General features: G+C 42.0%; 19 protein-coding genes and 2 pseudogenes. 9 read left to right on the plus strand and 12 right to left on the minus strand.

The window, feature by feature from the left end:
* Nucleotides 1–2,092 precede the first annotated feature (2,092 nt).
* From ACPK8D_RS06330 to ACPK8D_RS06340, 3 genes and pseudogenes are all read right to left on the minus strand, one after another.
* Nucleotides 2,093–2,824, minus strand: a pseudogene (locus ACPK8D_RS06330) (sensor histidine kinase); the annotation flags it as partial.
* 24 nt (nucleotides 2,825–2,848) lie between these two features.
* Nucleotides 2,849–3,499: pseudogene (locus ACPK8D_RS06335) on the minus strand (PAS domain-containing protein); the annotation flags it as partial.
* A 443-nt stretch (nucleotides 3,500–3,942) separates the two neighbouring features.
* Nucleotides 3,943–7,614 (minus strand): GAF domain-containing protein, encoded by a 3,672-nt coding sequence (locus ACPK8D_RS06340; RefSeq protein WP_424717000.1) that lies wholly within the window; start codon nucleotides 7,612–7,614, stop codon nucleotides 3,943–3,945.
* Nucleotides 7,615–9,061: 1,447 nt separating this feature from the next.
* Here ACPK8D_RS06340 and ACPK8D_RS06345 point away from each other — a divergent pair.
* The 3 genes from ACPK8D_RS06345 (at nucleotide 9,062) to ACPK8D_RS06355 (ending at nucleotide 10,754) form a co-directional block, all read left to right on the plus strand.
* Complete coding sequence (locus ACPK8D_RS06345; protein WP_424717001.1) at nucleotides 9,062–9,367, plus strand: MscL family protein; 306 nt, start codon at nucleotides 9,062–9,064, stop codon at nucleotides 9,365–9,367.
* Between the two features lie 337 nt (nucleotides 9,368–9,704).
* Nucleotides 9,705–9,941, plus strand: a complete 237-nt coding sequence (locus ACPK8D_RS06350; protein WP_424717002.1) for a catalase — start codon at nucleotides 9,705–9,707, stop codon at nucleotides 9,939–9,941.
* A 126-nt stretch (nucleotides 9,942–10,067) separates the two neighbouring features.
* A complete protein-coding gene (locus ACPK8D_RS06355) occupies nucleotides 10,068–10,754 on the plus strand; it encodes a DUF169 domain-containing protein (protein ID WP_424717003.1) in 687 nt (228 codons plus the stop codon).
* Between the two features lie 177 nt (nucleotides 10,755–10,931).
* Here the strand turns inward: ACPK8D_RS06355 and ACPK8D_RS06360 are convergent, their stop codons facing one another.
* From ACPK8D_RS06360 to ACPK8D_RS06370, 3 genes are all read right to left on the minus strand, one after another.
* Entirely contained in the window at nucleotides 10,932–11,558 is a 627-nt protein-coding gene (locus ACPK8D_RS06360; protein ID WP_424717004.1) for a LysE family translocator, read from the minus strand.
* Nucleotides 11,559–11,870: 312 nt separating this feature from the next.
* Nucleotides 11,871–12,623: an ABC transporter permease gene (locus tag ACPK8D_RS06365; RefSeq protein WP_424717005.1), complete on the minus strand. Its 753-nt coding sequence runs from the start codon at nucleotides 12,621–12,623 to the stop codon at nucleotides 11,871–11,873.
* Nucleotides 12,620–13,423, minus strand: a complete 804-nt coding sequence (locus ACPK8D_RS06370) for an ABC transporter ATP-binding protein (protein ID WP_424717006.1) — start codon at nucleotides 13,421–13,423, stop codon at nucleotides 12,620–12,622. Before ACPK8D_RS06370 ends, ACPK8D_RS06365 begins: the two co-directional genes overlap by 4 nt.
* Nucleotides 13,424–14,673: 1,250 nt before the next feature.
* Between ACPK8D_RS06370 and htpX the strand changes: the two genes are divergently transcribed.
* Both htpX and pspAB read left to right on the plus strand, forming a co-directional pair.
* Complete coding sequence (gene htpX, locus ACPK8D_RS06375; RefSeq protein ID WP_424717007.1) at nucleotides 14,674–15,558, plus strand: zinc metalloprotease HtpX; 885 nt, start codon at nucleotides 14,674–14,676, stop codon at nucleotides 15,556–15,558.
* A 67-nt stretch (nucleotides 15,559–15,625) separates the two neighbouring features.
* Nucleotides 15,626–16,225 carry a PspA-associated protein PspAB gene (gene pspAB / locus ACPK8D_RS06380; protein WP_424717008.1) on the plus strand — a complete coding sequence of 200 codons (600 nt, stop codon included), beginning with the start codon at nucleotides 15,626–15,628 and terminating at the stop codon, nucleotides 16,223–16,225.
* Nucleotides 16,226–16,311: 86 nt separating this feature from the next.
* Here the strand turns inward: pspAB and ACPK8D_RS06385 are convergent, their stop codons facing one another.
* From ACPK8D_RS06385 to ACPK8D_RS06395, 3 genes are all read right to left on the minus strand, one after another.
* A complete protein-coding gene (locus tag ACPK8D_RS06385) occupies nucleotides 16,312–17,277 on the minus strand; it encodes a carbohydrate kinase family protein (RefSeq protein WP_424717009.1) in 966 nt (321 codons plus the stop codon).
* A gap of 428 nt (nucleotides 17,278–17,705) precedes the next feature.
* Nucleotides 17,706–18,116, minus strand: a complete 411-nt coding sequence (locus ACPK8D_RS06390) for a VOC family protein (protein WP_424717152.1) — start codon at nucleotides 18,114–18,116, stop codon at nucleotides 17,706–17,708.
* 219 nt (nucleotides 18,117–18,335) lie between these two features.
* Nucleotides 18,336–18,935: an undecaprenyl-diphosphatase gene (locus ACPK8D_RS06395; protein ID WP_424717010.1), complete on the minus strand. Its 600-nt coding sequence runs from the start codon at nucleotides 18,933–18,935 to the stop codon at nucleotides 18,336–18,338.
* Between the two features lie 305 nt (nucleotides 18,936–19,240).
* Between ACPK8D_RS06395 and ACPK8D_RS06400 the strand changes: the two genes are divergently transcribed.
* On the plus strand, nucleotides 19,241–19,540 hold the full coding sequence (locus ACPK8D_RS06400; RefSeq protein ID WP_424717011.1) for a DUF3303 domain-containing protein: 300 nt from the start codon (nucleotides 19,241–19,243) through the stop codon (nucleotides 19,538–19,540).
* Between the two features lie 277 nt (nucleotides 19,541–19,817).
* On the opposite strand, the gene ACPK8D_RS06405 is transcribed toward ACPK8D_RS06400, so the two are convergent.
* The 3 genes from ACPK8D_RS06405 to ACPK8D_RS06415 all read right to left on the minus strand — a co-directional run bounded on the left by ACPK8D_RS06405 (nucleotide 19,818) and on the right by ACPK8D_RS06415 (nucleotide 21,349).
* Nucleotides 19,818–20,453 (minus strand): LysE family translocator, encoded by a 636-nt coding sequence (locus ACPK8D_RS06405; protein WP_424717012.1) that lies wholly within the window; start codon nucleotides 20,451–20,453, stop codon nucleotides 19,818–19,820.
* 114 nt (nucleotides 20,454–20,567) lie between these two features.
* Nucleotides 20,568–20,813: an alpha/beta fold hydrolase gene (locus tag ACPK8D_RS06410; RefSeq protein ID WP_424717013.1), complete on the minus strand. Its 246-nt coding sequence runs from the start codon at nucleotides 20,811–20,813 to the stop codon at nucleotides 20,568–20,570.
* A 143-nt stretch (nucleotides 20,814–20,956) separates the two neighbouring features.
* Nucleotides 20,957–21,349 (minus strand): alpha/beta fold hydrolase, encoded by a 393-nt coding sequence (locus tag ACPK8D_RS06415; RefSeq protein WP_424717014.1) that lies wholly within the window; start codon nucleotides 21,347–21,349, stop codon nucleotides 20,957–20,959.
* A gap of 337 nt (nucleotides 21,350–21,686) precedes the next feature.
* On the opposite strand from ACPK8D_RS06415, the gene ACPK8D_RS06420 reads away from it, so the two are divergent.
* From ACPK8D_RS06420 to ACPK8D_RS06430, 3 genes are all read left to right on the plus strand, one after another.
* Nucleotides 21,687–22,862 (plus strand): multidrug effflux MFS transporter, encoded by a 1,176-nt coding sequence (locus ACPK8D_RS06420; RefSeq protein WP_424717015.1) that lies wholly within the window; start codon nucleotides 21,687–21,689, stop codon nucleotides 22,860–22,862.
* 70 nt (nucleotides 22,863–22,932) lie between these two features.
* The gene (locus tag ACPK8D_RS06425) at nucleotides 22,933–23,085 is read left to right on the plus strand and encodes an antitoxin VapB family protein (RefSeq protein WP_424717153.1); all 153 of its coding nucleotides are present in this window, start codon (nucleotides 22,933–22,935) and stop codon (nucleotides 23,083–23,085) included.
* A gap of 205 nt (nucleotides 23,086–23,290) precedes the next feature.
* On the plus strand, nucleotides 23,291–24,271 hold the full coding sequence (locus ACPK8D_RS06430) for a hypothetical protein (protein WP_424717016.1): 981 nt from the start codon (nucleotides 23,291–23,293) through the stop codon (nucleotides 24,269–24,271).
* Nucleotides 24,272–24,292: the final 21 nt, after the last annotated feature.

Raw genomic sequence — 24,292 nt, forward strand, 5'->3', positions numbered from 1 at the left:
TGAGTCAGGAATTCCCGCCTGCGCCAGAAGTGAAGCAGCCAGCCGGATACAATGGCAATTGCATTCGCCATGAATATGCTGAGAAGCACCGTAAAGGAAGCCTGTGGCGATATCCACAGATTGGGCGCAACAATCAATATCTGCCCGATAGTATACACTAAGGACAGAATAAGCTGGTTGGTGAATCGATTCGGGATGGCAAACATCGTGATGAAAACCATAAGAACCGTGATGATGGTATGGGAAACGAAGTTTTCAGGTCGCGTCGAATTTATCGTGATATGGATGATCGCCAGAAAGAGACCCCAAACGAATTCAGCCCGGTCGTAGGATCGATAGTTCGGAAATCCCTGCAGGTTTTTAAGGAACATTCGGGTGTATGCAGCGAAAGCAAGTCTAAGCGCTAGTAAACCATAAAATGCCTTTGAGAACCCAAAAAAACCGTAATCGTTGACCAGAAGGGTTACAAATGGCAGAAGGATCAGAATAACGAAAATTCGGGCCTGGGCGACATCTGAATTAAAGTTAGCTTGTCGAAAACGATCCTCCTGCTCCGAACTTAACCCGAATGTCAGCCATCTTTGGATACGTCCAACTATATTCATTTATCCTTCACCATGTTTTTGATGGGACAGAAAAAAGCTCACAAAGCCTGCAGCGGAGTTTTTTCACTTATATATTCCCCAGGGTATATCTCCAGCAACGTCAACATCAGAAACTCTAATTGTATTCACTTTTTTCTCCGATATCAGGGTAAAAACTCAAAGAGCCTTTTTTAAAATCTTCATTTTATCCAAAGTTGCAGGTTTCATTTTATCCGGTTCTCAAAATATTTTAATAAGTTATCTTATTTTTCATCATTTATATAATTGAGTGCGTATACCGGAATAATATAATAAATATATATCTGTGGTGTTCTATGCGTAAAATTATATTATATTTCTACAATTTTAAAAATTCTGTCAGAAAGACTATCAACTGCAGACTAATCTAATTTTCTCCAAAAGGCTATTAGAGCGCATAAATAGGCAGTTTAAGTGTTACACTTTATCCCTTATCTTATTCGAGATCTACAAATATTGGTCTGATAATTATCAATATAAGCAGTCTTGGTAATTGATAATACTAGAAAAGTACAGTAGAAATGGTAAAACAATAGCTTTGAAAAGAAACCCCGAGGCACTGTATTCACTGTATTCCCCAATACAGTTTCTTCGAATTTATGCTCCCCCAAGCATGTTAATCCGAAGAATGATAAGTGACCTCAGAGATTCTCCGTTTGAGAGATGAAACCTGTTGTCCCCCAACTGCGCAGCATAGTAATATTATAACTTGTTTTAAATTGATTCTAGTCTGTTTTAAATTATTTATATTAAAAATTACTCTCATGCAAAAAACAGCTTCACTTAAGAAATTTTAATTATATTGTACGCTTTTAATAAAAATATTATTTTAATGCCTTGATAATTTTTAATATAATATAATTTTTTAATTATATTGGATTTTTAAGTCCGAAACAATGTTTCGTATCGGTTATGATATATATAACCGGGTCATTATAAAGGTATAGATTAAGAGTAATAGGGTTTCCTCTTAATCTTTGGGTTGGATCGCAGGTAGGGATCTGAGAATAGGGACTCAGCCCCTACCATCTACTTCTAAACTGATTTTCAGAAACGTTAGCTCATTTTAAGCCCATTTTAAGCCCATTTTAAGCTCATTTTATAAGTTCTTATTTGTATAAAACTTATGATTATTCTCAAATTCGTGCTTTTATCTGTATGTAGTGACTGCTAAGATTTTCATCTTTTCCAGAGGCAGGTATGATACTTAAAATTGCTTTCTATGGACCTCGCACTGCAGAACCGAAGCTCTGCCGAGCAAAGATTACTATTCTCAAAGAATACTATTCTTTTACTTACCCTGGATAAACCTTCTTGAGCACCACCCAGATTCTTTATTTATAAACTATTCCGCTTGAGCGAACGAAGTGAGCGAAACGGACCCCGTGCTCCCGAAGCGGAATTCGGGCCGTGCTCCTGAAGCGGAATTCGGGCCGTGCTCCCAGGACGGAATTCGGGAAACTCGGGAATTAACTCTGCTTTACATTGAACCTTATTTTGAGCCTGGTACCTTTGTTTCTTTTTAGCTCGATTTCACCATCTAACTGTTCTACAAGAATGGTTACAAGTTGCAGGCCAAGCGTATCCGGGTTTTCAAAATCGATTTTTTCAGGAATGCCGATTCCGTTATCTGAAATAATAAGGGTATATCCTGTATATCCGGTACATTTCTCAGTAAGTTCTTTTTCACAATTACCTGACGAGTTCCCGGCTTTTCTTTCTTTGAACAGGTTAATCTGGATTTCTCCGGTTTTCCTGTTTGGAAATGCATACTTCAGGGAATTTGAAACAAGTTCATTAACGATCATTCCTAATGGCACTGCAGTATCCATATCAAAGAAAACATTTTCTTCAAGGTTCATAATTAAGCTGACATCAACGTTTCCAAGTCTGTAGGTCTGGAAAAGATTTTCAACGAGTTTTTCAAGATAAGGCGAAAAGTTCAGGGTATCTCTTCCCTCACCTTCGTGCAATTCTTCATGGATAAGGGCAATTGACATTACTCGGTCCTGACTTTCCTTAAAGGCTTCAAGGATCTCCGAGTCCTTAATACATTCTCTCTTGTTGAACTTTTCAGCCTGGAGATCCAGAAGGGATGAGATTACCTGCAGGTTATTCTTGATCCTGTGGTGAATTTCTTTGTTACGGATAGCCTCTATTTTTTCAAGGGCTTCTTCTGCATTCTTTTTTTCAGTGATATCATAAATGACTCCCTGATACTTATCAGGTCTTCCGTCTTTTCCCTGGATTTTATGATAACACTGGTGTACCCATTTCGTTCTGCCGTTGCTATGTATTATACGAAAGTCAAGCTCTCTGGATGAATTATATGGAGATTTTTGAATATTATCAATATCTTCAACAACAAGAGGTTTGTCAGCAGAATGAATAATGTCTATCCACAAAACCTGACCGGATAAGAACTTTTCTTCACTATATCCGGTAATTTCTTCTACTTTTCCGTGCATGAACTCAGGGAAGAAGTTCTCATCTAGCTGGGACGCGATCCCATCAAAATTCTGTATAAATGAACGGTATTTTTCCTCACTGACTTCCAGTCTTTCCTGAGTAAGCTTTCTTTCAGTAATGTCTTTAATTATTCCAAGAACTCGATTTACACTGCCGTTCTCATCTTTCAGGCAGATCACGTTCTCTTCTATATAGATATAACTTTCATCAGGTTTCCTGAACCTGTATTCAAGCTGGAAGTTTTCTCCTGTTTCCATATGCTTTTCAAAAGCTTTCCAGATTTTATTCCGTTCTTCAGGATGGATATGATCTAGCCAGACCCCAATATCTGTACTTTCCAGATCTTTTAAGTCATACCCCATAAATTCTCTGGTAGCTCCTAACCAGCAGATTTTGCTGCTTTTTATATACTAATCGTATACAAGATGCTCAGTTTGCCTCATGACGATGCGGTATATTTCTTCGTTTTTTCGAAGCTTCTCGCAGAAAAGCTCTCTCTCAGTAACTTCGTTTACTATTCTGACCCACTCCATCATGGCTTTTTTTTGTCGTAATGGAAATAATAAACACTGGAAAAGTTCATCTACCCCGACCCTAACTTAGAAATTTTAGATATTAAAAGCTGTTGAGCTTATGTAAGAGAATTTCATGTGAGCTTATAGATTATATCCTGACTGTCCAATGCATGTCTAAGCCATCAAGCATAAGAGAAAAGTTGAACGCTGAGAGTGATATTAAGAGAGCAAGACTTAGTAAGAGAGCAAGACATAAAAACAGGGCAGGATGCATGAACCCTGGATTGAGAAGATGGCATTATTCAATTAATCAGTGCAGGTTAGCGCTGATACGCTTATTTACCTCTTTTTGTTACTGTGAATCTTATAATGAATTCCGTCCCATTGTTTCTTTTCAGATCAATTGTTCCATCTAACTGGTCTACAAGGGAAATTACAAGCTGCATGCCAAGACTCTCAAGCTCCTCAATCTCCAGGCTTTCAGGTATACCTATCCCATTATCTGAGATTGTCAGAACGAAGTTAATGCTTTTACAGCCTTTGTTTTTGCTTTCTTCTCGGATGTTTATACACTCTTGGATTTCTTCTCTATAAAGTTTTATATGAACGCTCCCTTTATCTCTACCCTGAAATGCATGTTTAAGAGAATTCGAGACAAGCTCATTAATGATCATTCCTAGCGGGACTACAGTATCCATATCATAGAAAACGTTCTCTTCCAGATCCAGATTTAAGCTAATACTGGAGTCTCCAAGTTTGTAAGTCTGGAAAAGGTTCTCAATGAGTGTCTCCAGATATGGTGAAAAGTTCAGAGTTTCGAGCCCTTCACCTTTATACAGTTCCTCATGGATAAGCGCCATAGATGTTACTCGGTCCTGGCTTTCCATGAAAGCCGTGAGAACTTCCGAATCCTTAATGCATTCCCGACTTCTGAACTGCTCGGCCTGGAGATCAAGCAGTGAGGAAATAACTTGGAGGTTATTCTTGATCCTGTGGTGAATTTCCTTCTGGCGGGCAATATCAATTTTTGCCAGTTTTTCTTCTGCTCTTTTCCTCTGCAGTGCCTGCGTTACCGCCGGCGTTATAGCTTCAAGATCCTCCTGCTGCTCGCAGTCATAGCCGCCTTCACGGTTTGCGACCGTGATCAAGCCTATCGTTTTCCCGTTCTGGACAAGGGGGACGCCAAGAAATGACTTAAGTTCTGGATGACCTTGAGGCAGACCAATACTGTTTGGATGTGACTGCGGTTCATTGCTGAAAAAGCTTTTTCCTGTATCAATTATGCAGCCATACAGTCCGTGCAGGATAAAATCTCCAGGGGGGCGAAGATGCCCGGTCCTGTCATACATCGTGCACTGTTCCCATCCCATATCACTTATTGCGATATCGTGCAGTAACTCATCCTCACCCACTTCGCCAACGAACCCAATCTGGCTTCCGGTTACTGCCATGGCTACAGATAAGCATGCTTGCCCTAATTCTTCCTCTGTTTCAGCTTTCATCGCGCTGCTGAAGATCCTGTTAATTCCTTTGAGAACCCGGTTGTATCTGAGTATCTTCTGCTCTTCTTGCTTGCGCTCGGTAATGTCGCTGGCAGTACCGAACCATTCAATTATTTCGCCATTTGCATCCAGTATAGGAATCGCACGCGAGAGCGTCCATCCAATGCTGCCGTCTGCTTGCCTGACCCTATGCTCCAGTTCGAAAATGCTTTTCGTCCGAATGGCTTCATTGATGACGGCTGTCACATACGGCTGATCTTCCGGGAGGATGTATTCCTGAAGCCATGTGGGGTTCAGGTTTTCCGTATCTGTGAGAAAACCCCGGCCACAGAGCCGGTTCATGCATCTCCAGTCAGGGCTCATACGGTATATCACTTCCGAACTGGCTGTCACAAGAGCGCGGAAGCGTTTCTCACTCTTCCGTAAAGCCTCCTCGGTCCGTTTTCTCTCGGTGATGTCTGTCAGAAAGCTGCGGTAGTTGATCAGATTGCCCGCAGTATCAAATTCTGGCTGCACGAAGACTTCGATGGGCACACGTGTGCCGTCCTTACGGAGGTATTCCTTCTCGTAGCGGACGGGTTGCCGGGTGCGGAGAGTTTCGGACAGGCGTGCGGCTTCATACTCGCGCCATTCGGGAGGGGTAAGATCGGTGTTCCAGGTAAGTTGCTTCTGAATCAGTTCTTCGCGGCTGTAGCCTGTGAGGTCGGCAAACGCCTGATTGAACATGAGCAGCCTGCCATCCGGCGCGCCGACGCCGACGGATACGTTGGCCTTCTCCACTACGTCAGCCAGAAACCTTTCGTGTTCCGTCGCCTGATGTAGCGCTTCCTCGATTTGCGCCCGCTCAATAATATCGGCCGCATTATGGGCGAGCAGGTCAAGCAGACGAAGAGCTCGGTCATCCGGCCGATGTGGCGTCTTATAATGCGTTGAAAACATACCAAGAAGCCTTCCTGACCTGCTCAGGAGTGGGGTAGACTGAACTGCTCGCACGCCGGCCTTAAGCTGGATTTCCAGAGCCTGGGTGCCGACGAAGACAGGACTTTGTTCAACGTCTTCGACAATGACTCTCTCTCCTCGCTCAAGTGCCGTGCCACAGGTTCCCCTGCCCTCAGAGACTTTGTTCCAGAAGTCCAGCCACCACTGCGGGAACCCGCGCTGAGCCACGATCTTGAGGTCAGATGATTTTGGGTCCAGTAACTGGATGTTGCCGAAGTCAGCACCGGAAATGGCGATTGCCGCATCGACGATCTTGCCAAGGACCGATTCAAGGTTGCCTTCACGTACGAATAATGTGCCGAGTTTCTGCAGCCTCGTCATAACCTCCAGGTTGACAATCAGCTGTTTCTTGTTCTCCTTTAATGCATCTTCGGCCCGCTTGCGCTCGGCCAGTTCCATTTTAAGGTTTTCGAAAAGGCGGGAGTTTTCCAGAGCCAGCGATATCGATGATGCAAGCTGGGATGCAAAGTACAGGTCGTTATCATCGAATGCAAAAGTAGACCTATGATAGTTGAAAAAAAGCACTCCGATAACTTTATCCCTGATGATAAGAGGGACAACCAGTACGGAACGAACGCCCCATTTCTTCATGTGATTGCGGTTCACCCTTTCATCGTTAAAGGCGTCATTGATAGCAACAGGCTTTTTCGTTTTGATGGCAAGCACAGCGTGCGGCTCTTCCACGTCGTCCATCTCTGTCCCGATTACATCTTGTGGAAAGCCATGCACGTAACTGAGGACCCAGTGCTTACCTTCTCTCAGAGAGATGGCAGCTGTTTCACATCCAATTGCCCTCGCTGCCTCTGAAACAGTCTTTTGCATTATCTCATCGAAGTCGAGGGTCGAATGAATAATCTGATTGATTAATCCTATTGTCTCGAGGATAGTGTCCCTACGATCGAGCTCGATAACACTTTTCCGAGTGGGACTTTTTATTTGCTTCCATTTTCCCTCCTTTTTGACCAGACTGAATTGATGGTTTGCAACAAGCTCGATGGTTTCGGTTGTATTGCATTTATCGAGGGAATAGGTACACAGAGCTATTATTAGATGCTTGCCTATAATAGAATCCAGTTTTTTCTCATAATTAATGAAATAATTGAAATTTTCTTTTTTGAGCCAGCAAGTATTCTCTATAGCTCTCAGTCCTTCATAGCCATTGTCTAGAGCCTGGTTGAGTTTTTCACCCAAGTTATCCAGAACTTTTTCAGAATCGAAGGTACCTTCTTTTAAGTACCAATCAGTATAAGGAATTATTTCGATTTGATCTCTTTTCAAATAAATATTAAAATCAGGGATAGCCTTTCTCAGAGCTTCTCTTGCTCTCTCCACATCCAGAGATTCTGAAGTAATCCACATGCAAAATTCATTATTTTCCAGTCCTGCTTTAAAATAAGGGATAGCTATGTCCATTAGTTCTTTATTTGTCTGGTAAAACTGGCAGAAATGTGTTCCCCAGGGTATACCCCCAACAATATCAACACCAGAAACTCTATTGGCATTCATTTTGTTCTCCGATACTAAAATGAAATGTCGAAAATTTTGTTTCAATGTCCTTAATTTACCTGAAGTTATAACTTTTATTTTATCTGATCCTAAATGTATTTTTGGAAATCATATTTTATTTTTTTACACTTATATAATTGTTGCTTATAAAAACATGACTGATTTTATTTACCTGTAGAACTTTCTGTAAAGATGCACTCAGGTTTCTGAATATCGAAGAGTCTTGTCAAAAGAATCATCATAAGAATATGGTGGGTTGTTTCGACAAATCCCTGAAGTTTGCAGGTGGAGAATCGGAACAATACATTTTTTGTCTTAATTTAAATTTAAAAGGTCTAAAACCGGAGGATATGTCAGTCTATTATCAGACCGATAATAAACAGATTTAGAACAAGTTGAAGACATTAAAGTTGAAGGCATTAAAAGTTGAAGGCATTAAAAGTTGAAGACGTTAAAGTTGAAGAAATTAAAGGTTGAGGACGTTAAAAGTACGTTGAGAGCATCAAAATAGTAATGTAAGAAGAAAACCGGAGGTGCTGATCTACTGTATCCCCCAATACAGTTTCTTCGAGTTATGCTCCCCCAAGCATACTTTTCGACGAAAGATCAGCGGCCCCAGGTGATTCTTTTATTGAGAGATGATTCCCCCAACCCATTTTCCCAAATGGACTTCCCAACTCCGGAATATACTAATGACATAAATTATTTTAAATTAATTATATCAAAAATTGTATCTAAACAAAAAATAATCTGACGCAAAGGATTTTAAATCCATTGTAATCTTTCTATATATCTCACTTTTTAATGAATTGATTATTTTTAATATCATCAAAATCTTCGATATAATATAATTTTTCAATTATATTGAAATTTAAAATCAGAAACAATGTTACGCATCGGTTATGATATATATAACCGGATCATTATATATGTCTAGATTGAGAGTAATAGGGTTTCCTCTTAATCTTTGGGTTGGATCGCAGGTAGGGACCTGAGAATAGGGACTCAGCCCCTACCATCTACTTCTACGCTGGTTTTTGGAATAATTAGCTAACTTTTAATGTTCCTTTTTATAATGCCAATAATACCATTTCCTGCTTGTATTAACCTTTTGTATGAACTCTATCTTTTCCCGATTTTATTTTTCAGATTCTGGCATTTTTTAGCGCAGCTTCAGTCATTTGCATTTAAATGCTGCGATTTTACATAAAAATTTTCAACCCGGGTTTCGCCTGCCTTAGGAATTACCTTTTGCTTTTATCTTTAAGGTATCTGCTGCCGATCCCGGTTAATTGGGCTTCGAAACCATTTTTATGGATACTTCACGGAAAAAACAAGTCCCGACAAGTAAAAAACGTACATAGAGTATATATACAAGTAATGATATATAATCATTTGATTAAATGTTTATTAGTTTCTATTAAATCCAAGATTTGAGGAGAAAATTATGGGACTTATTGCCGAATTTAAAGAATTTCTTTATGAATACAAAGTGGTTCCTCTAGCGATTGCTTTGATAATGGGTATTGCATCTACAGCTTTTATAAAATCGTTTGTGGATAATATTGTTATGCCCGTCATCACACCATTTATACCTGGCGGCGCCTGGGAAACGGCAACGCTTGAAATCGGGCCCATAGTACTTGGCTGGGGTGCTTTTCTCGGAGAATTGATAAACTTCATTATTATCGCGTTTGTGGTGTTTATGATTGCTAAAAAGATGCTGAAAGAAGAAAAAGTAGCCAAAAAGTAACGAAAGTATTACTCATTTTTTATTGACTTTTTTATTTATTTATTTTTTATTTATTTATTTTTTATTCAAGTATTTCTCTTTTCTTTCGTCTATTTTTCATTTGTTAATCCATTTTTCTTTTACCTTTGCTTAAGATTTCACCTTATCTGGCTTTATTTCGTTTTTGATCAGACATTAAATAAGCTAATTTTTAATTGTGAGGCTTTTCTGTCATAATCTTCGTATGTTTGATCCTGGTCAGGCTTCAGCCCATAAAGATAGGCAAGTTGGTGCTTAACCGGACCCGATCAATTATTTTGCTGAAGTCGAGCAGGCAGCCTTCAGCCCTGCAAACCTCGTGCCCGGAATTGGAGTCTCACCGGACAGGATGCTTCAGGCAAGGGTGTTCTCTTACCACGACGCTCACCTCCACCGCCTGGGCCCAAATTACCAGTCAATTCCTGTGAATGTGCCGAAAAATTCGCCCGAGGCAAACTACCAGCTGGACGGGTTCATGCGCGTTGATGCCAATGGTGGCGGCGGCTCCAATTACTGGCCCAACAGTTTTAACGGCCCGGCTCCGAATGCCTGTTAATTCATATTCAAACAGTTGATTTATTTTTATACAATTTCAAAAAAACTAAGAAACTTAAAATAACTCTACTGTCTTAATCTTATAAAAATTTTCAATCAAAGCTAAAAATCTGGATGTGTAGAAAATATGGATGCAAATGAAATGAATCGCTATGGACCGGAACTGATCAAACATCTAAAAATCAGAACGTCTGCTGTTGCAGTAAAACTGATCCCGCAGGGAGACGAAATTCCAGAGGGTATCAAAAGAGCAGATGAGGGTATGACTCATTGCCAGTTTGTGAACAAAGCGAGAAGAACCCGTGAAGAGTTTTACACTTTAAATGAAAACCACATGTGTAAAATTGGAGCTGGTGCGATGGGGCTTGGTGCAATTCCTGAAGATCTGCTCAGCGGTGAACTCTATTACAAAGAATTCGAGCTATTCAGCACACTGGGTGCATCAAGGCGCACCGTTGAAATGATCCCTACCCTCCCACCTGACTCAACAAAAGCTGTCCTGTATTCTCCTCTGGAAAAGACCTCCTTTATTCCGGATGTTGTCCTGGTTTTCGGTAATCCTAAACAAATGATGTTACTTACACAGGCTGCGATGTATAAAACAGGTGGCAGGCTTGAAGTCAGCTTTGCAGGAACACAGAGTGTATGCTCGGACGGCGTTGTGCAGATCCATAAAGAAGGCAAAATAGGAGTCACAGTCGGCTGCACCGGTAGCAGGGCTTACGCGACGCTTACGGACGAAGAAATGATTATGGGAATCCCTATTGAGCTTCTTGCTGATGTGGTTTCCGGCCTCAGGCAAATCTGCCCTTAACTGAGAATTAGATTTTAATTTTTCTCATATGCAGGGTCATTCAGTCCGGAAATCCATGAATTTTCAGATCAATAATTATCAGTTTCAGATCAGCAATTTATCGCTTTTAATTTAATTTATCGCTTTTATTTGACTCATTGTTTTTAATGTGAAACTTAGACTAAAAAACGGAAAAAATTATATAAATTTTAATGATTCCAGACCCACTTTTATAAAAGTCAATCCGAATACGATCTGTGCTATTCCCAGAATCCGAATTATCGAAAAATAATATTTACTATTGATAAAAGATTTTGATTTTTCTACAATTAGTGTTATACCTACCTTTGATCCTACGAGAAAGCCATAGAATCCCAGTATGAATAAAATAGTAGCTGAAATGTGAGTGTTCATGCTCTTAAAAATTATCGGCCCGCCTATCGAGATCCAGAAAAGGTACGGATGCGGGTTTCCAAAGTTGACAATGATTCCTTTTTTAAGGGCATCTTTTTTTTCTACATTTAATTCAACGCTATCCTTCTTGATTTTCAGGGATTCCACTCCTGAATATATCAGATATGATGCCCCAAAAAACGCAATAACTCCGATAATAGAATTATAGTTTGTCACATGCGACAGAATATACAGAATGGATAAGATTATTGGCAGGTCTGTAATCAGAGGAGAGATTGCGACCTTTATCCCTTCCCATTTGCCGTGCTGCAGAGTTTCGGAAATGGTTACAGCCAGCAGTGGGCCCGGAGACGTCCCTGCTGCAAGGCCGAGAAATGATCCCAGGGCTAGAAATTCAATAAGATCCAGCATCTGCAATGCCTCATTTTTTCATATCCCAATTTAAAGAATCTTTTCATACGTCAATTCAAAGGATCTGCTGTAAATGCCGAGTAATGTCGTGTAAGCCGTAAATTCCGGATACGGTTAATAGCCATCGAATTTAAAGGTATATAATAATACGACAGCGATGTAGAATAAACATTAATGCTATATATAATACTTTGATTTATGCGGAACTTTGGGCTTCAAACCCGTATTTTCGGAAGGAAGGAGGCGCTTACGCCTCAAGCTTCAAAAAAAGATAACAAGCCTTTTTTGAAAAGGCTTGAGAGAAAAAGACGCTTAGGCCTCAAGCTTTGAGAAAAGTACTGTCCCGATTGCGCAGACGAGAACTGAGAGTAAACCTATTACTGCCAGGTCATTATAGACTCCATATGTGCTCATTCCGACAAGGGCTCCCCTTAAGCCGTCCACCCCGTAGGTCAGGGGATCGATCCTGCTTATGAAATAGATCGGCGACGGCAGGTTTTCAAGGGGGAAGAGAGCGCCGGACAGGAAGAAAATGGGCATGATCAGGAAATTCATTATCAACTGGAAGCCGTGCATATCTTTCATTTTTGAGGCAATCGCAAGGCCGAGGCCTGTAAAGAAGATGGCTATCAGGAACATGAAAATCAGTCCGAGTGCAAGGCTTGCAAGATTCGGGACCCTGAACCCGAGCAAATAGGTCAGGCCCAGCACGATCAGACCCTGGATCATGGCTATGGTTGCGCCTCCGAGGGTTTTTCCGATCATAATTTCTGTCCTTGAGATCGGAGCTACGAGTGTCTCCTTGAGAAAGCCGAACTGCCTGTCCCAGATAACCTCAAGCCCTGAAAAGACAGCAGTAAACAGAATTGACATGGAAACGATGCCTGGCGCAAGAAAATCCATGTAATTTGCCCCTCCGCTTGCCCTGGTATACATGGGGCCGAATCCGAACCCGAAAGTCACCAGAAAGAGCAGGGGCTGCCCGAGCGAGCCCAGCAGTCGGGCTTTGGAACGCCAGTAGTGTTTGAGCTGCCTGAGCCAGAGGATATAGATTACCTCGATCAATTCCTGCTCCTCCTTCGTATGCCCCTTAGAGTACGCATCTTAATTCCGGATCCGTTGTTCTCGTCCCGGATATCCCGGCCTGTCAGCTTCAGGAAAGCTTCTTCTAAGGATTCTGCATCCGTCCTTGCCTTTATCTCGTCAACTGTGCCGGATTCTATAATTCTCCCGTGGTCAATGATTGCGATCCGGTCCGCAATCGCTTCGGCTTCTTCCATATAATGTGTGGTTAGAAAAATTGTCATTCTTTTTTCCTGGTTGAGGTTCTTGATATGGTCCCAGATAGATTTCCGGGTCTGGGGGTCAAGTCCTACCGTAGGTTCGTCGAGGAATAGGATTTTCGGATAGTGGACGAGCGCCCGCGCAATCTCAAGCCTGCGCTTCATGCCGCCTGAGTATTTTTTAACATAATCTTCCCGCCTGTCCCAGAGCCCGACTATCTCCAGGGCTCTTCGAATTCTTTCAGCCCTTTCCTTTTTTGGCACTTTGTAAATAACTGCATGATAGGCAATATTTTCGTAAGCCGTCAGCTCGTCATCAAGGCTGTGGTCCTGGAAGACTATCCCGAAAGATGCACGGGCCCTGTCCTGTTCTTTAAGCGCATTGAAACCGTTAATGCTGATTTCCCCTGATGTCGGCTTCAGGACTGTTGTAAGCATTTTGATGGTTGTGGATTTGCCTGCCCCGTTTGGGCCAAGAAAAGCAAAGATCGAACCGGTTTCAACATTGAAGCTGATATCTTTTACAGCCGTTAAATCATCGAATTTCTTTGTGAGGGACTGGACTGAGAGTATATTTTGCATGGCTGGACCTTAAACTTTTTTTCAATAAGGAGAGGCTAAACAACAGAATTTCTTCTGTTGAATTTCTTCTGTCAGGACTCTCCCGTCCCCTGCCGGTTATGGGAGAATCCTGTGAGTGTTCTGCAGGAAAGAAGCATTTTTTGAGGAATCTTCTATTATCCAGAGACGAATACAGCATCTATAAATTTTATTATATGCCACTTCTGAATTTATTGTGTGGCACGCTCAAATTCCATTGTATAGCACGTTTAAACTCTATTGTGCAGCGCATATAAATTCCATTGTACAAATCTTATAATTCTTTGTATAGGTTCGTACTTTTTTACCTGAGCTTATGATTCTATATGGAAATTACATTTCAATTATAAATAGTCTGCTATTTTTATACCCGATCTCCAAATGTGCTATTGCTTATGAACAAGTGCTATTCTTCCGGGCATTATTCCTATTCTCGTCATTTTTATTCTATCCGTTAAATTAATCTATCAAGTTGATTACTCTTCTCTTATCCAGCTATTATGTGTAATCTTTATCTATAGGTCTATTATTCGTCTTTATCCCTATATTAAGTCTATAATTTTACTTTCTTATTACCTTCAGTCTATTACCAATCTTCTTCTGATTCAGTTTGCTAAATCAATCTCTTGAATTAGTTTATCAAATCAGTTTATCAAATCAGTTTACCGAATTAGTTTATCAAATATCACTTTGACCTTTTCTCACTTTGACCCTTTCCTTTACCTTTTGAACTATCTTTTAATGGATAAACAGAAAACCTGAATTTTTCCACAGGGGGAAAGAACTTTAATCTTTGAGGAAATATTTTATAGGATACATATAACTGGGCTGATCTCATATTCTGATTGAAGAGGCAGCTATATTGTGCCCCTGTAATCTTTACCCCCGGCCGCTATCAAAATTTTCCGCCTGATCTGCAGATTTACCTGATTTACAGGTTCACGCCTGCAAGTTCGTTTAATTCGAACTTGATTTTCATGTAACGTAGGTAATATTTTCATTTAACATAGGTTTAATTATAATTTAACGTAGGTTTAATTATAATTTAATTCAGATAATTATAATTTAACTTAAATTTAATAACCATTTAAACGCACTTGACTAGCGGTGTTTAATTTTAATCGCATTTCTCTTTAGTTGTAATTTACTGTAATCGCGCTTATCTTAGTTGCAATCAATGCAGCTCACTTAACCGCAGTTTAACTTTTAATCATACTCGGGAGCAGTAATCAATGAAACGAAAGTGGGAACGGGATCTGGGACTTCAGGCACGAATGATTTTCACAATGTTTCTTCTGGCAGCAGTTTACCTTTTTTTCCTGGCATTTCTTTCGTATCAGGGAACCCAACCAGTGGTTATGCTGCTTTTTGTAGGCTCTTTCATGGCTATACAGTATTTTTATTCGGATAAACTGGTGCTCTGGTCAACCGGAGCGAATGTTGTTTCTGAAAGCGAAGCCCCGCAGCTTCATGGGATAATTACCAGGCTCTGCGCAATTGCTGACCTCCCGAAACCACAGGTGGCAATTGTCAGGTCCCAGGTTCCGAATGCTTTTGCAACAGGCCGGAGCCAGAACAAAGCTGTCGTTGCAGTTACGACAGGAATTCTGGACAAGCTCTCTCCAGCCGAACTTGAGGCCGTGCTTGCCCATGAACTCAGCCATGTCAAGAACAGGGATATGGCTGTCATGACGATTGCCAGTTTTATCTCAACCCTGGCTTTCTACTTTATGCGCTACAGCCTTTACTTCGGAGGTATGGGAGGGGATAGGCGACGGGACGGCGGAGGCGTAGTGCTCATTTGGCTGGTTTCAATTGCGGTCTGGATTGTCAGCTTCATACTAATTCGCGCCCTTTCCCGCTACAGGGAATATGCTGCAGATAGGGGCGCAGCCGTTATTACCGGGCAGCCATCTGTTCTTGCATCTGCCCTCATGAAAATAAGCGGGGTTATGGCCAGGGTTCCGAGTGAAGATCTCAGGACAGTAGAAGGAATGAATGCCTTTTTCACGGTGCCTGCAATTTCAGGTTCTTCCATAATGGACCTCTTTTCCACTCACCCGTCCGTGGAAAAAAGAATAGCCAGGCTTGAAAAGATGCAGCAGGACATGACTTAAACGAGTCTGAATTAACACGAAATCCACAGAATACATTCAAAATATGGGTCAAATAAGGAGAAATTAAATGGGTCTCCGGGATTTTATGGATGCGGTACTCGGGAGGAGCAGGCTTCCGAAAGCAAAAACTGACAATCTCTTTGCAATCTCCACGGCCAGCATTACTCTGGAAAGCAATCTTGGCCTGAAGCCTTCAGGAGCTGCAGGAATTTGTTTTAAGCCAATAGGTGCTTCAGCGTACGAATCTGCGCGAAAGGAGATTCAGGAACTTCTGGAATACAGTTCAAAAGAAACAAAAACCGAATTCAGGCTTGAAAAAGATGAGTTTAACTTTCTCTGGGCTATCTTTAAAGACCCGGACTTCGAAGACCTTGTTGCAAGCATTCATCTTGTAAGTGAGACCCTTGAAGAGCACGGCTTTGGAGAGCAGCTTCTCTGTGCCATTTACAGGTTTGACAGCGAACCCGAAGCCGGAAAGCCCGGAGGTGGAAAAGCAGTTTACTGGATTTACAATTTTAAGCAGGGAACTTATTACCCCTTTATCCCGCTTTCCGGCAAGCAAAGAGACAACCCCTTCGAGTTCAGGTTAAGGGCGGAAATGGAAAGGGAAATGCCTGTTGAGAAAAATGTAGAAAAATGGTACCCTCTCTGGGGAATTCCCTTCTAAAAAACCTCTATGCAGATAAATCCGGTTCTTTCTATAAACTGAATTCTTTCAACTTTTAATTGAGTTATATCCTGGCACATCTCAATTCAGTTAATCTTAACCGGATTCAAACTTAAATCCTCAGCTTTAAATTCTTCTATAAGCTCGTTTGAATATTCAGGCACCGAACCCGGTTTTGATGCCACATAAGTCCCAAGAATGCAGCCGATTGAAGCGGCTTTCGAGGCTCCGTATCCTGAGAGGCAGGTGTAAAGAAAACCTGCGGAAAAAGCATCTCCGGCTCCGACGGTATCTGCCACCTCGACGGGAGTGGTTTCCACCTCCTCATAAACGCCCTTATGATAAACAGCCGCGCCTCTGGGCCCTTTTGTTATGCAGATTACGGATATACCCGAATATTTTTCCGTAAGGAGCCGGCAGAAGGCTTCGTAAGAGCAAAAAGGTTTGCAGGCGTTTGAAGTGCCAGAAAGCAGGCTGGAAAGTATCTCAGCCTCTTCTTCGTTCATCTTTAAAATCGTGGTGTGTTCGAGGGAAGATAGTATCCATTCTTTTTTGTAGAATCCGGTCCTAAGGTTTATATCATAAAAGAAATGTCTTGACTTTATTTCCGAAAACAGCCTCTTCAGAGTTTTCCGGTTTTCTTCCGTCCTCTGGGCAAGGGTTCCAAAACAGAAAACATCCCATTCTTCCCCGGAAAGAGCCCTGAACTCCTTTTCGCCCGGCATAATCGCATCCCAGGCAACGCCTTCGTTGATCGTGAAAACCGGAATTCCTTCAGCCCTTAATTCTACAGTAACGGTTCCGGTGGGCCTATTCTCGTCAATCAGGATGTACGAGGTGTCAATTCCCATCGCTTCAGCCCTCTCAAGCAGGATTTCTCCAAGCTCGTCCCTTCCGACTGCCGTGATCACAGCCGGTTTTGCTCCCAGTTTTGCAAGATGGGCTGCAAGGTTCAGAGGGGCTCCTCCGAGGTGGGCTGAACCCCTGATAATATCAAAAAGGGCCTCTCCAAACGTGAGGGCTTTAATCGGCTTTAGTCGCTCCTCTTTCACATTTCCACTCCATTTTACTTGTCCGTACTCAGGTTATATGTTTTCACTCTATATTCCGGTTTACTCTTAAATTCCAGTTTACTCTTAAATTCTAGTTTACTCTTAAATTCCAGTTTACTTTTTTACATTCCGCCTTTGTACTTAAGATCCTCTTTTACGGGTTGTTATGGGGCTGATGGGAAGGAAGTACAGGAAACCTGGGCGAGAAGGAGAGGAAGCGAAAAAGCTATAATCAGGTCCGCGTTTGGAAGATTGAGTCTGTACTGAGAGAGCGATGTAAATATAATATCTAAATATCTGTTAGCGGCTGCTTCTATTCAATTTTGAAAAAAAAGCTCTGTAGAGCATGCCTTTTACGCGCCGGATCGGGATAGATCGGAATAAATCGGGCCAAAAAGCCGGGTAAGTAAAAAAATAGATTTAAAAAGTTATCTGACACTCGTGTCAGGCTGCATTATTCCGAATATATTTTTTTCGGTGTCGAGGCAATATGCATACCAGCCGACGCCGCGTATGGGCCTTTTTTCCATAGTCACTTTGCCGCCGTGCTTCTGTATCTTACTCAGGTATTCATCGATGTTCGGGACGCCTATTGTGCAGATATAGGTACCTATCGGAGTGTCCGCTCCCGGTTCTCCGCCCTGCCTTTTCATCAGGCCGCCATCGATTCCCGGCTCTTCTTGCTTGCCGGTTATTATGTTCCAGTATTCCATCGAACCTTCCGATCGCTCTATCTTCCAGCCGAATACTTCTTCATAGAACTTTTTTGCTCTTGCAACGTCTCCTGCAGATATCTCAAAATGGATTACTCTTGGCGTGATAACTACCCCCTGCTTCAGTTAGATTGTTTATATGGTACTATAATTAGTTTAAATTTTGTATTTTTCAGACATATAATTTCCTCAGCCAAACTCGGTCTTCGCCGGAGAAGAATTCGTTAAGTTTTGTTTTAAGCTCTTTCAAGCTCATCTGTACAAATCCTGGCTGTATGTCATCAATCGCATGGTGTTATTGCTTCCTGTCACTCTCGTATCCTATGCTCACTTTCGGTTTATAACTTATTTACAAGACGTTTTTAAACCTTTTTTTGCGAGCTTCTCCTTAATATTTTCAAAGTAGGAAATTAATATCCTGTTAATGGGGATCAGATAATTTTTCAGGGCCAGCAATATTCCTATCGAAACTGAAGCGGCAAGTAAAGAGCCAGCGATATCCATGGGAAAATGCAGCCCGGAATAAACTCTCGCAAACCCGCTAACGCATGAAAGCATTATAAATATCGCGCCGGTACGCCTCAAATCTTTAAATGCCAGAAGCATCAGTGAAATCGAAAACATTATAGTAGCGTGGTCGGATGGGAACGAAGATTCAAAGGCATGCGCTATAAGCAGGGTCCCGGTGGGGATCATAAAAGGCCTCGGGTGAAAATAGAATCGGGTGATAAGAATATTTATTCCGAGGCCCAGCAGGGCTGAGTATCCGGTAAACAATATCTCCTGCCGGCACCTGTTTCTTACAAACCATGTGTATGCAAGATAAGCACCAAAAATATAAATGATATATTTTGCTGCAAATATCATGGTACTGTCAAGAAGAGGGTTTCTTCCAGCCATACCATTGATGATATGAAATAATGTAAGGTTTGGGTCCGCAATCATAAAATCCACTCTGGAGCATACAAGTTTGACTTACATTATCTTTTACGATTAATTGACTTTTGGTTGTCTATTTTGCTGTCGATGTTTTAATGCCTCTAAACGTGAGGAGTTTTCGCAAATTGTCAATTCTTTTATTCGATTTTGAAGCTTTAAACAGCCCGGATCAAAAGGGAAAGATAACTTTTTTAATTAAGCTCTTATTTCAATTCTTTCTCAATACTAAATGTATATAAGTCTCATATCCTATACTGTATATATAGAAATTATAAATTATCAGACCGGATAAGGAACTAAAAAATATGTTATTGTTAGACATAACAACATTTGACCCTGAAAATACCATGGAGCTGTTTAAGCGATGGGAACAGGTGGAAAAAATGGGTTCTCCAAATGGGTTGAAGGTTATTAACCAGTGGTTTGATGCAGGCGGAGGGCGTGTGATTACTCTATTTGACGTAGAAACTGTCAAAGATTATATGACTTATAATTTGCCATTTGCCGATTTATGCCAGGTTGACGTATTCCCTGTGATAGAGGCAGAAGATTTTAAAATTTTTGTAGCACACCAGATGGGAAAATTGAGCAGTCCGGACAATTCTCCGTAAAATACGGATGCAGGTAAAGTTCCTGATGTTTTTGTTCTTTGACTGCTCAAATGGTAAAAAGGATGAATTTGATCATCCTTATTGTGCTGAATTACTGGACAGTTCTTGCTAGATTAATTCTTCTAAGCCTTTATGTATATCAATTCAAACTGTCAGGTCTTGACCGGTATGGTTAAATTAAATTACATTTGCTCTTGAAATTATATTTGTTTTTAACTACTTTCGCTTATTTTTACTTATTCTTACTTATTTTCACTTGTTTTCACTTGCTTCTGGTTCATTTATGAGACAGAGCAAGTTTAATTCCGATGAATGCGAAAATCCCGGCTTTTCCCCGGTTAATATACTTCCCGATCCCTGGTTTCCGTATTATTTTCTCGCCGACGGTTCCGGCAAAGACCGAGATTGCGGAAAAGATCAGCCAGGCCTGAGCCATGAAAATTATTCCCAGAAATATCATCTGCACCGGGACATTTCCTGAATCTATATTTACAAACTGGGGCAGGAAGGCAAGGAAAAAGAGGGCAACTTTAGGGTTTAAAACGTTCATAAAGATCCCGCGCCTGTAAAGCGCAAAGGCATCGTTTTCCCGGATAGGGGTAGAAGATATCAGCTCTTCGCTTTCTTTTAAGGCATGCCAGGCAAGGTAGAGCAGATAGGCTGCACCTGCGTATTTTACGATTTCAAAAGCAAGAGCGGATTTATACACCAGGGCGGAAATTCCGAGTGCGGCTGCAGTAGTGTGGACAAGTACGCCCGTACAGAGACCGGATGCGGTTGCAACTCCTGCTTTCCTGCCCTGCGAAATGCTCTGGGTTAATACGAATAAAATATCAGGGCCCGGAAGAAGTGTAAGCGCCGCAGAAGCTGCAATAAAATAGATTAACTGCGACTGTTCTATCAAATTTCTCACTTTTCCTTTTTAAATGGCTGGAACAAAAAGATTTAATTTACAGTATAGAATGGATTTAAGGCCAGTTTACAAACGCAGATATATTTAAACTTTAATCTCCGGAACTAATTTTATTTAGATTTCATTCCTCAGTAGACTGTAAAATCTTTCCTTTGCCTCTCTTTCAATCCATGGCCTGTGCCCGCACTTTTCCAGCAAAATGAACCTGAAATCCTTCAGGTTCCTGAAAAGAGGTTCTTTAACGCCTTCAAAAGGATGCGGATCGTAATCGCCATGAATTGCAACTACCGGGCAGCAGATTTCTTTTCCGAGTTCAAGCAGTTTTCCGCAGCTTCTCAGTTCACTGGCTTCTTCCCACACACCTTTGAAACTCTCATATCTGCATTCAAGTAGCTCGTCTTTATACGGAAGGGAATCATAAGTATCGGCTTTCGAGATTAACTTCCCAAAGCTGCAAAGGGCCTCGTTCTTGTTTTCAGCGGAAGGATCGTTCAGGGTTTCGGTCAGGCTGAAAAAGTTTTCCCGAGCCGGCTTATCCGCGTTTTCGTTATGTTTGTAGCATATTTCTCTTCATAGGGGCCGCTCCCGATAAGTACAAGCTTTTTTACTAACTGCGGATGCCGGGCAGTAAATATAAAGCTGAGCATTGCACCCCATGAAAAACCGACCAGGGTAACTGGCAGGCTGCCGTGCTTTTCAAGAATCTCTCTCAGTTCCCTAACCTGCCCGTCAAGGATTACTGCGGTTTGAAGCGGTTCAAGTACGCCTCTGAAAGCGGAAAGTTCCCTTGCAACAGGTGCCATTTCTCCCGGGGCGCCCGGGCCGCCGTGGATAACGGCAAGATTAAAAGGGAGGTCTCCATATTTTCGCAGGTTTTTCACGCTGGTTCTATTCAAGCTATTTCGATTTTAATACATAGCCTTTTTGATTTTTGCGGTTAACTTTCCTGATTCGGATTAACTTTCTTAATCCGGATATACTGACAACTTTTATAAACCACGCTGTTCTTTCGATATCTATTCTGCTTGTTACAGTATATCCTGTTATAGCCAGTCTATGCTTTATACAAGTTTACCCACTACAACATTTTATCCTGTTATAACTGGCTTATTCTGTTATAACCAGTTATTAGATTTAGGCAGTTCTTAAATTTAACAAATAAAAGCGTAAAAGGATCTTGCTATGCATTTTCAAAAAGAAAAATATAATTTCAAAGGAAATCAGAATGGAAACTTGCGAGATAATCTGAAAGGAACAGTGCCGCTGCTGGCTCTTTTAACCGCTTTTCCTGCAATGTCAACGGATATGATGCTGCCTGCACTTCCTTCTCTTGCCGAAACCTGGAATCAGCCCTTATCCGTAATCAACCTGACCCTGATTTGCTTCTTTGTTACCTATGGTTTTTTCCTTCTATTCTACGGCCCCATTTCCGACAGGTTTGGCCGCCGCAGGCCTCTCCTTTTCGGGCTAGCCGTGTATATAATTGCAAGCTTTCTCTGTGCCCTGGCTTCAAGCGCTTCAATGCTGATCTTCTCCCGCATGCTCCAGGCGGCAGGGGCTGCTGCAAGCTCTTCCCTTTCAATGGCAATGACCAGGGATATCTTCTCGGGGCAGGAAAGGGAAAGAGTTCTGGCTTATACCGCCGTTATAATGGCGATTGCCCCTATGCTTGCCCCTGTAATCGGCGGCTGGATCCTTGTTGACTTTTCCTGGCCCTGGATCTTTGTTATTCAGGCGTTCATGGGAGGAATCGGGATGCTTGGGGTTTTTCGTTTTCCTGAGACGCTTTCTTCGGTATCCAATACTCCTTTTTCCAGAGTTATGCATGCCTACGGCCGGCTAATGCTCAACCCGCTTTACCTGGTAATGGTCCTGGTGATGTCAATCAGCCTTTTTCCTCTTTACAGTTTCATCGCAGGCTCCTCCACCATTTATGTTACCGAATTCGGGCTCACCGAGCAAAAGTACAGTTACTTCTTTGCTTTCAATGCGCTTGCAATTATGGTAGGATCCATTACCTGCCTCCGGTTAAGAAAGGTTTTCAGCTCCGGGAATCTGATGACCATGGGATTTACAGGGATTTTCCTGGGCGGAATCCTTCTTCTTGCAACCGGCCAGCACGGCCCCTGGAGTTTTGCCCTGCCAATGTTCCTTATCACCTTTTCGATCGGCATTAGCCGACCCCCGAGCAACAACTTTGTGCTGGAACAGGTCGACAGGGATACAGGTTCGGCTTCTTCCCTGCTGATTTTCACCTGTTTCACCCTCGGGGCTGCAGGCATGTGGTTCATTTCCCTGGAGTGGGCAGACAAGATCCCGGTGCTGGGGACCATTGCCCTGGGCTGCGGAGCCCTTGTGCTTGCGACATGGTTTATTTTGCAGAGGAAAGGAATAAGAGAAACGGCCTGAGTACCGGGAAAACAAAGGACCGTGTTTCTGTGCACACATACACAGATACAGAGGTACAAAGACAATCTCAATCCGGAACGATATATACAATCTCCTAAAAAATGTAAGACGGGAAGTAGAAAGTTTCAGTGACGTTATTGGCCGTCTGCTGAAGATAGAAAGGAGAAACTATAGGTTATTCTGGGGCTTTTGGGAAATTCCGGATTTATGGTTAAATATTTGACTTTCTATTTTTGGATATAAAAATCCACAAAATAAGCCTAACTTATTTAATATTTTAACATATACAATGTAGTGTTATTAGCGTTATGTAAGACTAAGATATAAGACCAAGATATATTAGTCCCAATAGTTTTGAAATTTGACCTATAACTCGGAACGCTGGCAGCGCCTCCAGTTTACTGTGTTTTCCCGGAGTTGAGGGTTTCATGAATAAACAAAAAGCCATACTGATACTATTATTATTCCTTCCCCTCCTTTTTGTACTGTATATCTACAGCCCTTTTCTTATTATGTATGCAGCTTTTGATAGTTCCTGGTACTATACTGAGGAGAAAGTTGATATCGGGTCTTTTGATTACGGTTCAGTACTTACGAAAGCGGAGAAAGCTGGTTATGAAGTGGAAGGCTACTGGCCCTGGCCTGGAAGTTTTCCGGGTTTTGACCCCGGTGATGTCCCGGAAGTCCGGAAAAGTTTCGGAGGTGCTGCTCTTGTGCAGGATATGAGGTTTAATTATAATAGTAACTCCGAGCTTACGGTTTTCATGTGTGAAGACGGATTGGAAGCCGGAACCGGAACCTGTGTGGCTGTCTCGAACTTCAGCCACACAGACCTCGAATCCCCCTTGCAGCCTTCGGAATTTCCGGATGACTCCTGGATGCTTGAAAAATTCGGGCTTCTCTTCGGCCCGGATGAAAAAGTTTCGGAAAAGGATGAAAAACTTTCGGAAAATTATCTTGAAACTATGAAAAAAGCCGCACAAAACCAGGCATGGGACGTTGAAATACAGGTGAACGAATCTCCGGATTTCCCGGCTGTATATGCCTATCTCATGGAAAACAGTGATGATTCCTCTTACGGGCCCACTCTGGGTATTTATACGTACTCTACGGCAGGTTCGGACATAGAAGAAGTCTTTTTAAAGGACGGGAACCGGCTGGGTTCGGTAAGGTATTTTGTCCCGGGGGCGAGGATAATGACTTATAATGAGGGGAACAGGTACGTGGTTCAACTGGATGCTTCCGGAGAGACCAGGCTCCAAATTATAATGCCTGTAGGAAGCAGCGGAGAAACGATACCTGAAGATGAATACCGGGCGGTTTTCAGGGAGATGTTTGAAGAACTGGGGCTTTCTCCTGAGGCTGTGGACAGATTTGAATTTTTCCGCAGCTCTTCACGGGTGTGGTGAAATCGTCTAAGCTTAAGCAAT

Source organism: Methanosarcina sp., from assembly GCF_049706645.1.
In the GTDB taxonomy this organism is placed as follows: domain Archaea; phylum Halobacteriota; class Methanosarcinia; order Methanosarcinales; family Methanosarcinaceae; genus Methanosarcina.

Excerpts from the sequence above, each read along its gene's own strand:
- ACPK8D_RS06340 (WP_424717000.1), bottom strand. The coding sequence starts at position 7,614 with ATGAATGCCAATAGAGTTTCTGGTGTTGATATTGTTGGGGGTATACCC.
- ACPK8D_RS06345 (WP_424717001.1), top strand. The coding sequence starts at position 9,062 with ATGGGACTTATTGCCGAATTTAAAGAATTTCTTTATGAATACAAAGTG.
- ACPK8D_RS06355 (WP_424717003.1), top strand. The coding sequence starts at position 10,068 with ATGGATGCAAATGAAATGAATCGCTATGGACCGGAACTGATCAAACAT.
- ACPK8D_RS06360 (WP_424717004.1), bottom strand. The coding sequence starts at position 11,558 with ATGCTGGATCTTATTGAATTTCTAGCCCTGGGATCATTTCTCGGCCTT.
- ACPK8D_RS06370 (WP_424717006.1), bottom strand. The coding sequence starts at position 13,423 with ATGCAAAATATACTCTCAGTCCAGTCCCTCACAAAGAAATTCGATGAT.
- htpX (WP_424717007.1), top strand. The coding sequence starts at position 14,674 with ATGAAACGAAAGTGGGAACGGGATCTGGGACTTCAGGCACGAATGATT.
- pspAB (WP_424717008.1), top strand. The coding sequence starts at position 15,626 with ATGGGTCTCCGGGATTTTATGGATGCGGTACTCGGGAGGAGCAGGCTT.
- ACPK8D_RS06395 (WP_424717010.1), bottom strand. The coding sequence starts at position 18,935 with ATGATTGCGGACCCAAACCTTACATTATTTCATATCATCAATGGTATG.
- ACPK8D_RS06430 (WP_424717016.1), top strand. The coding sequence starts at position 23,291 with ATGAATAAACAAAAAGCCATACTGATACTATTATTATTCCTTCCCCTC.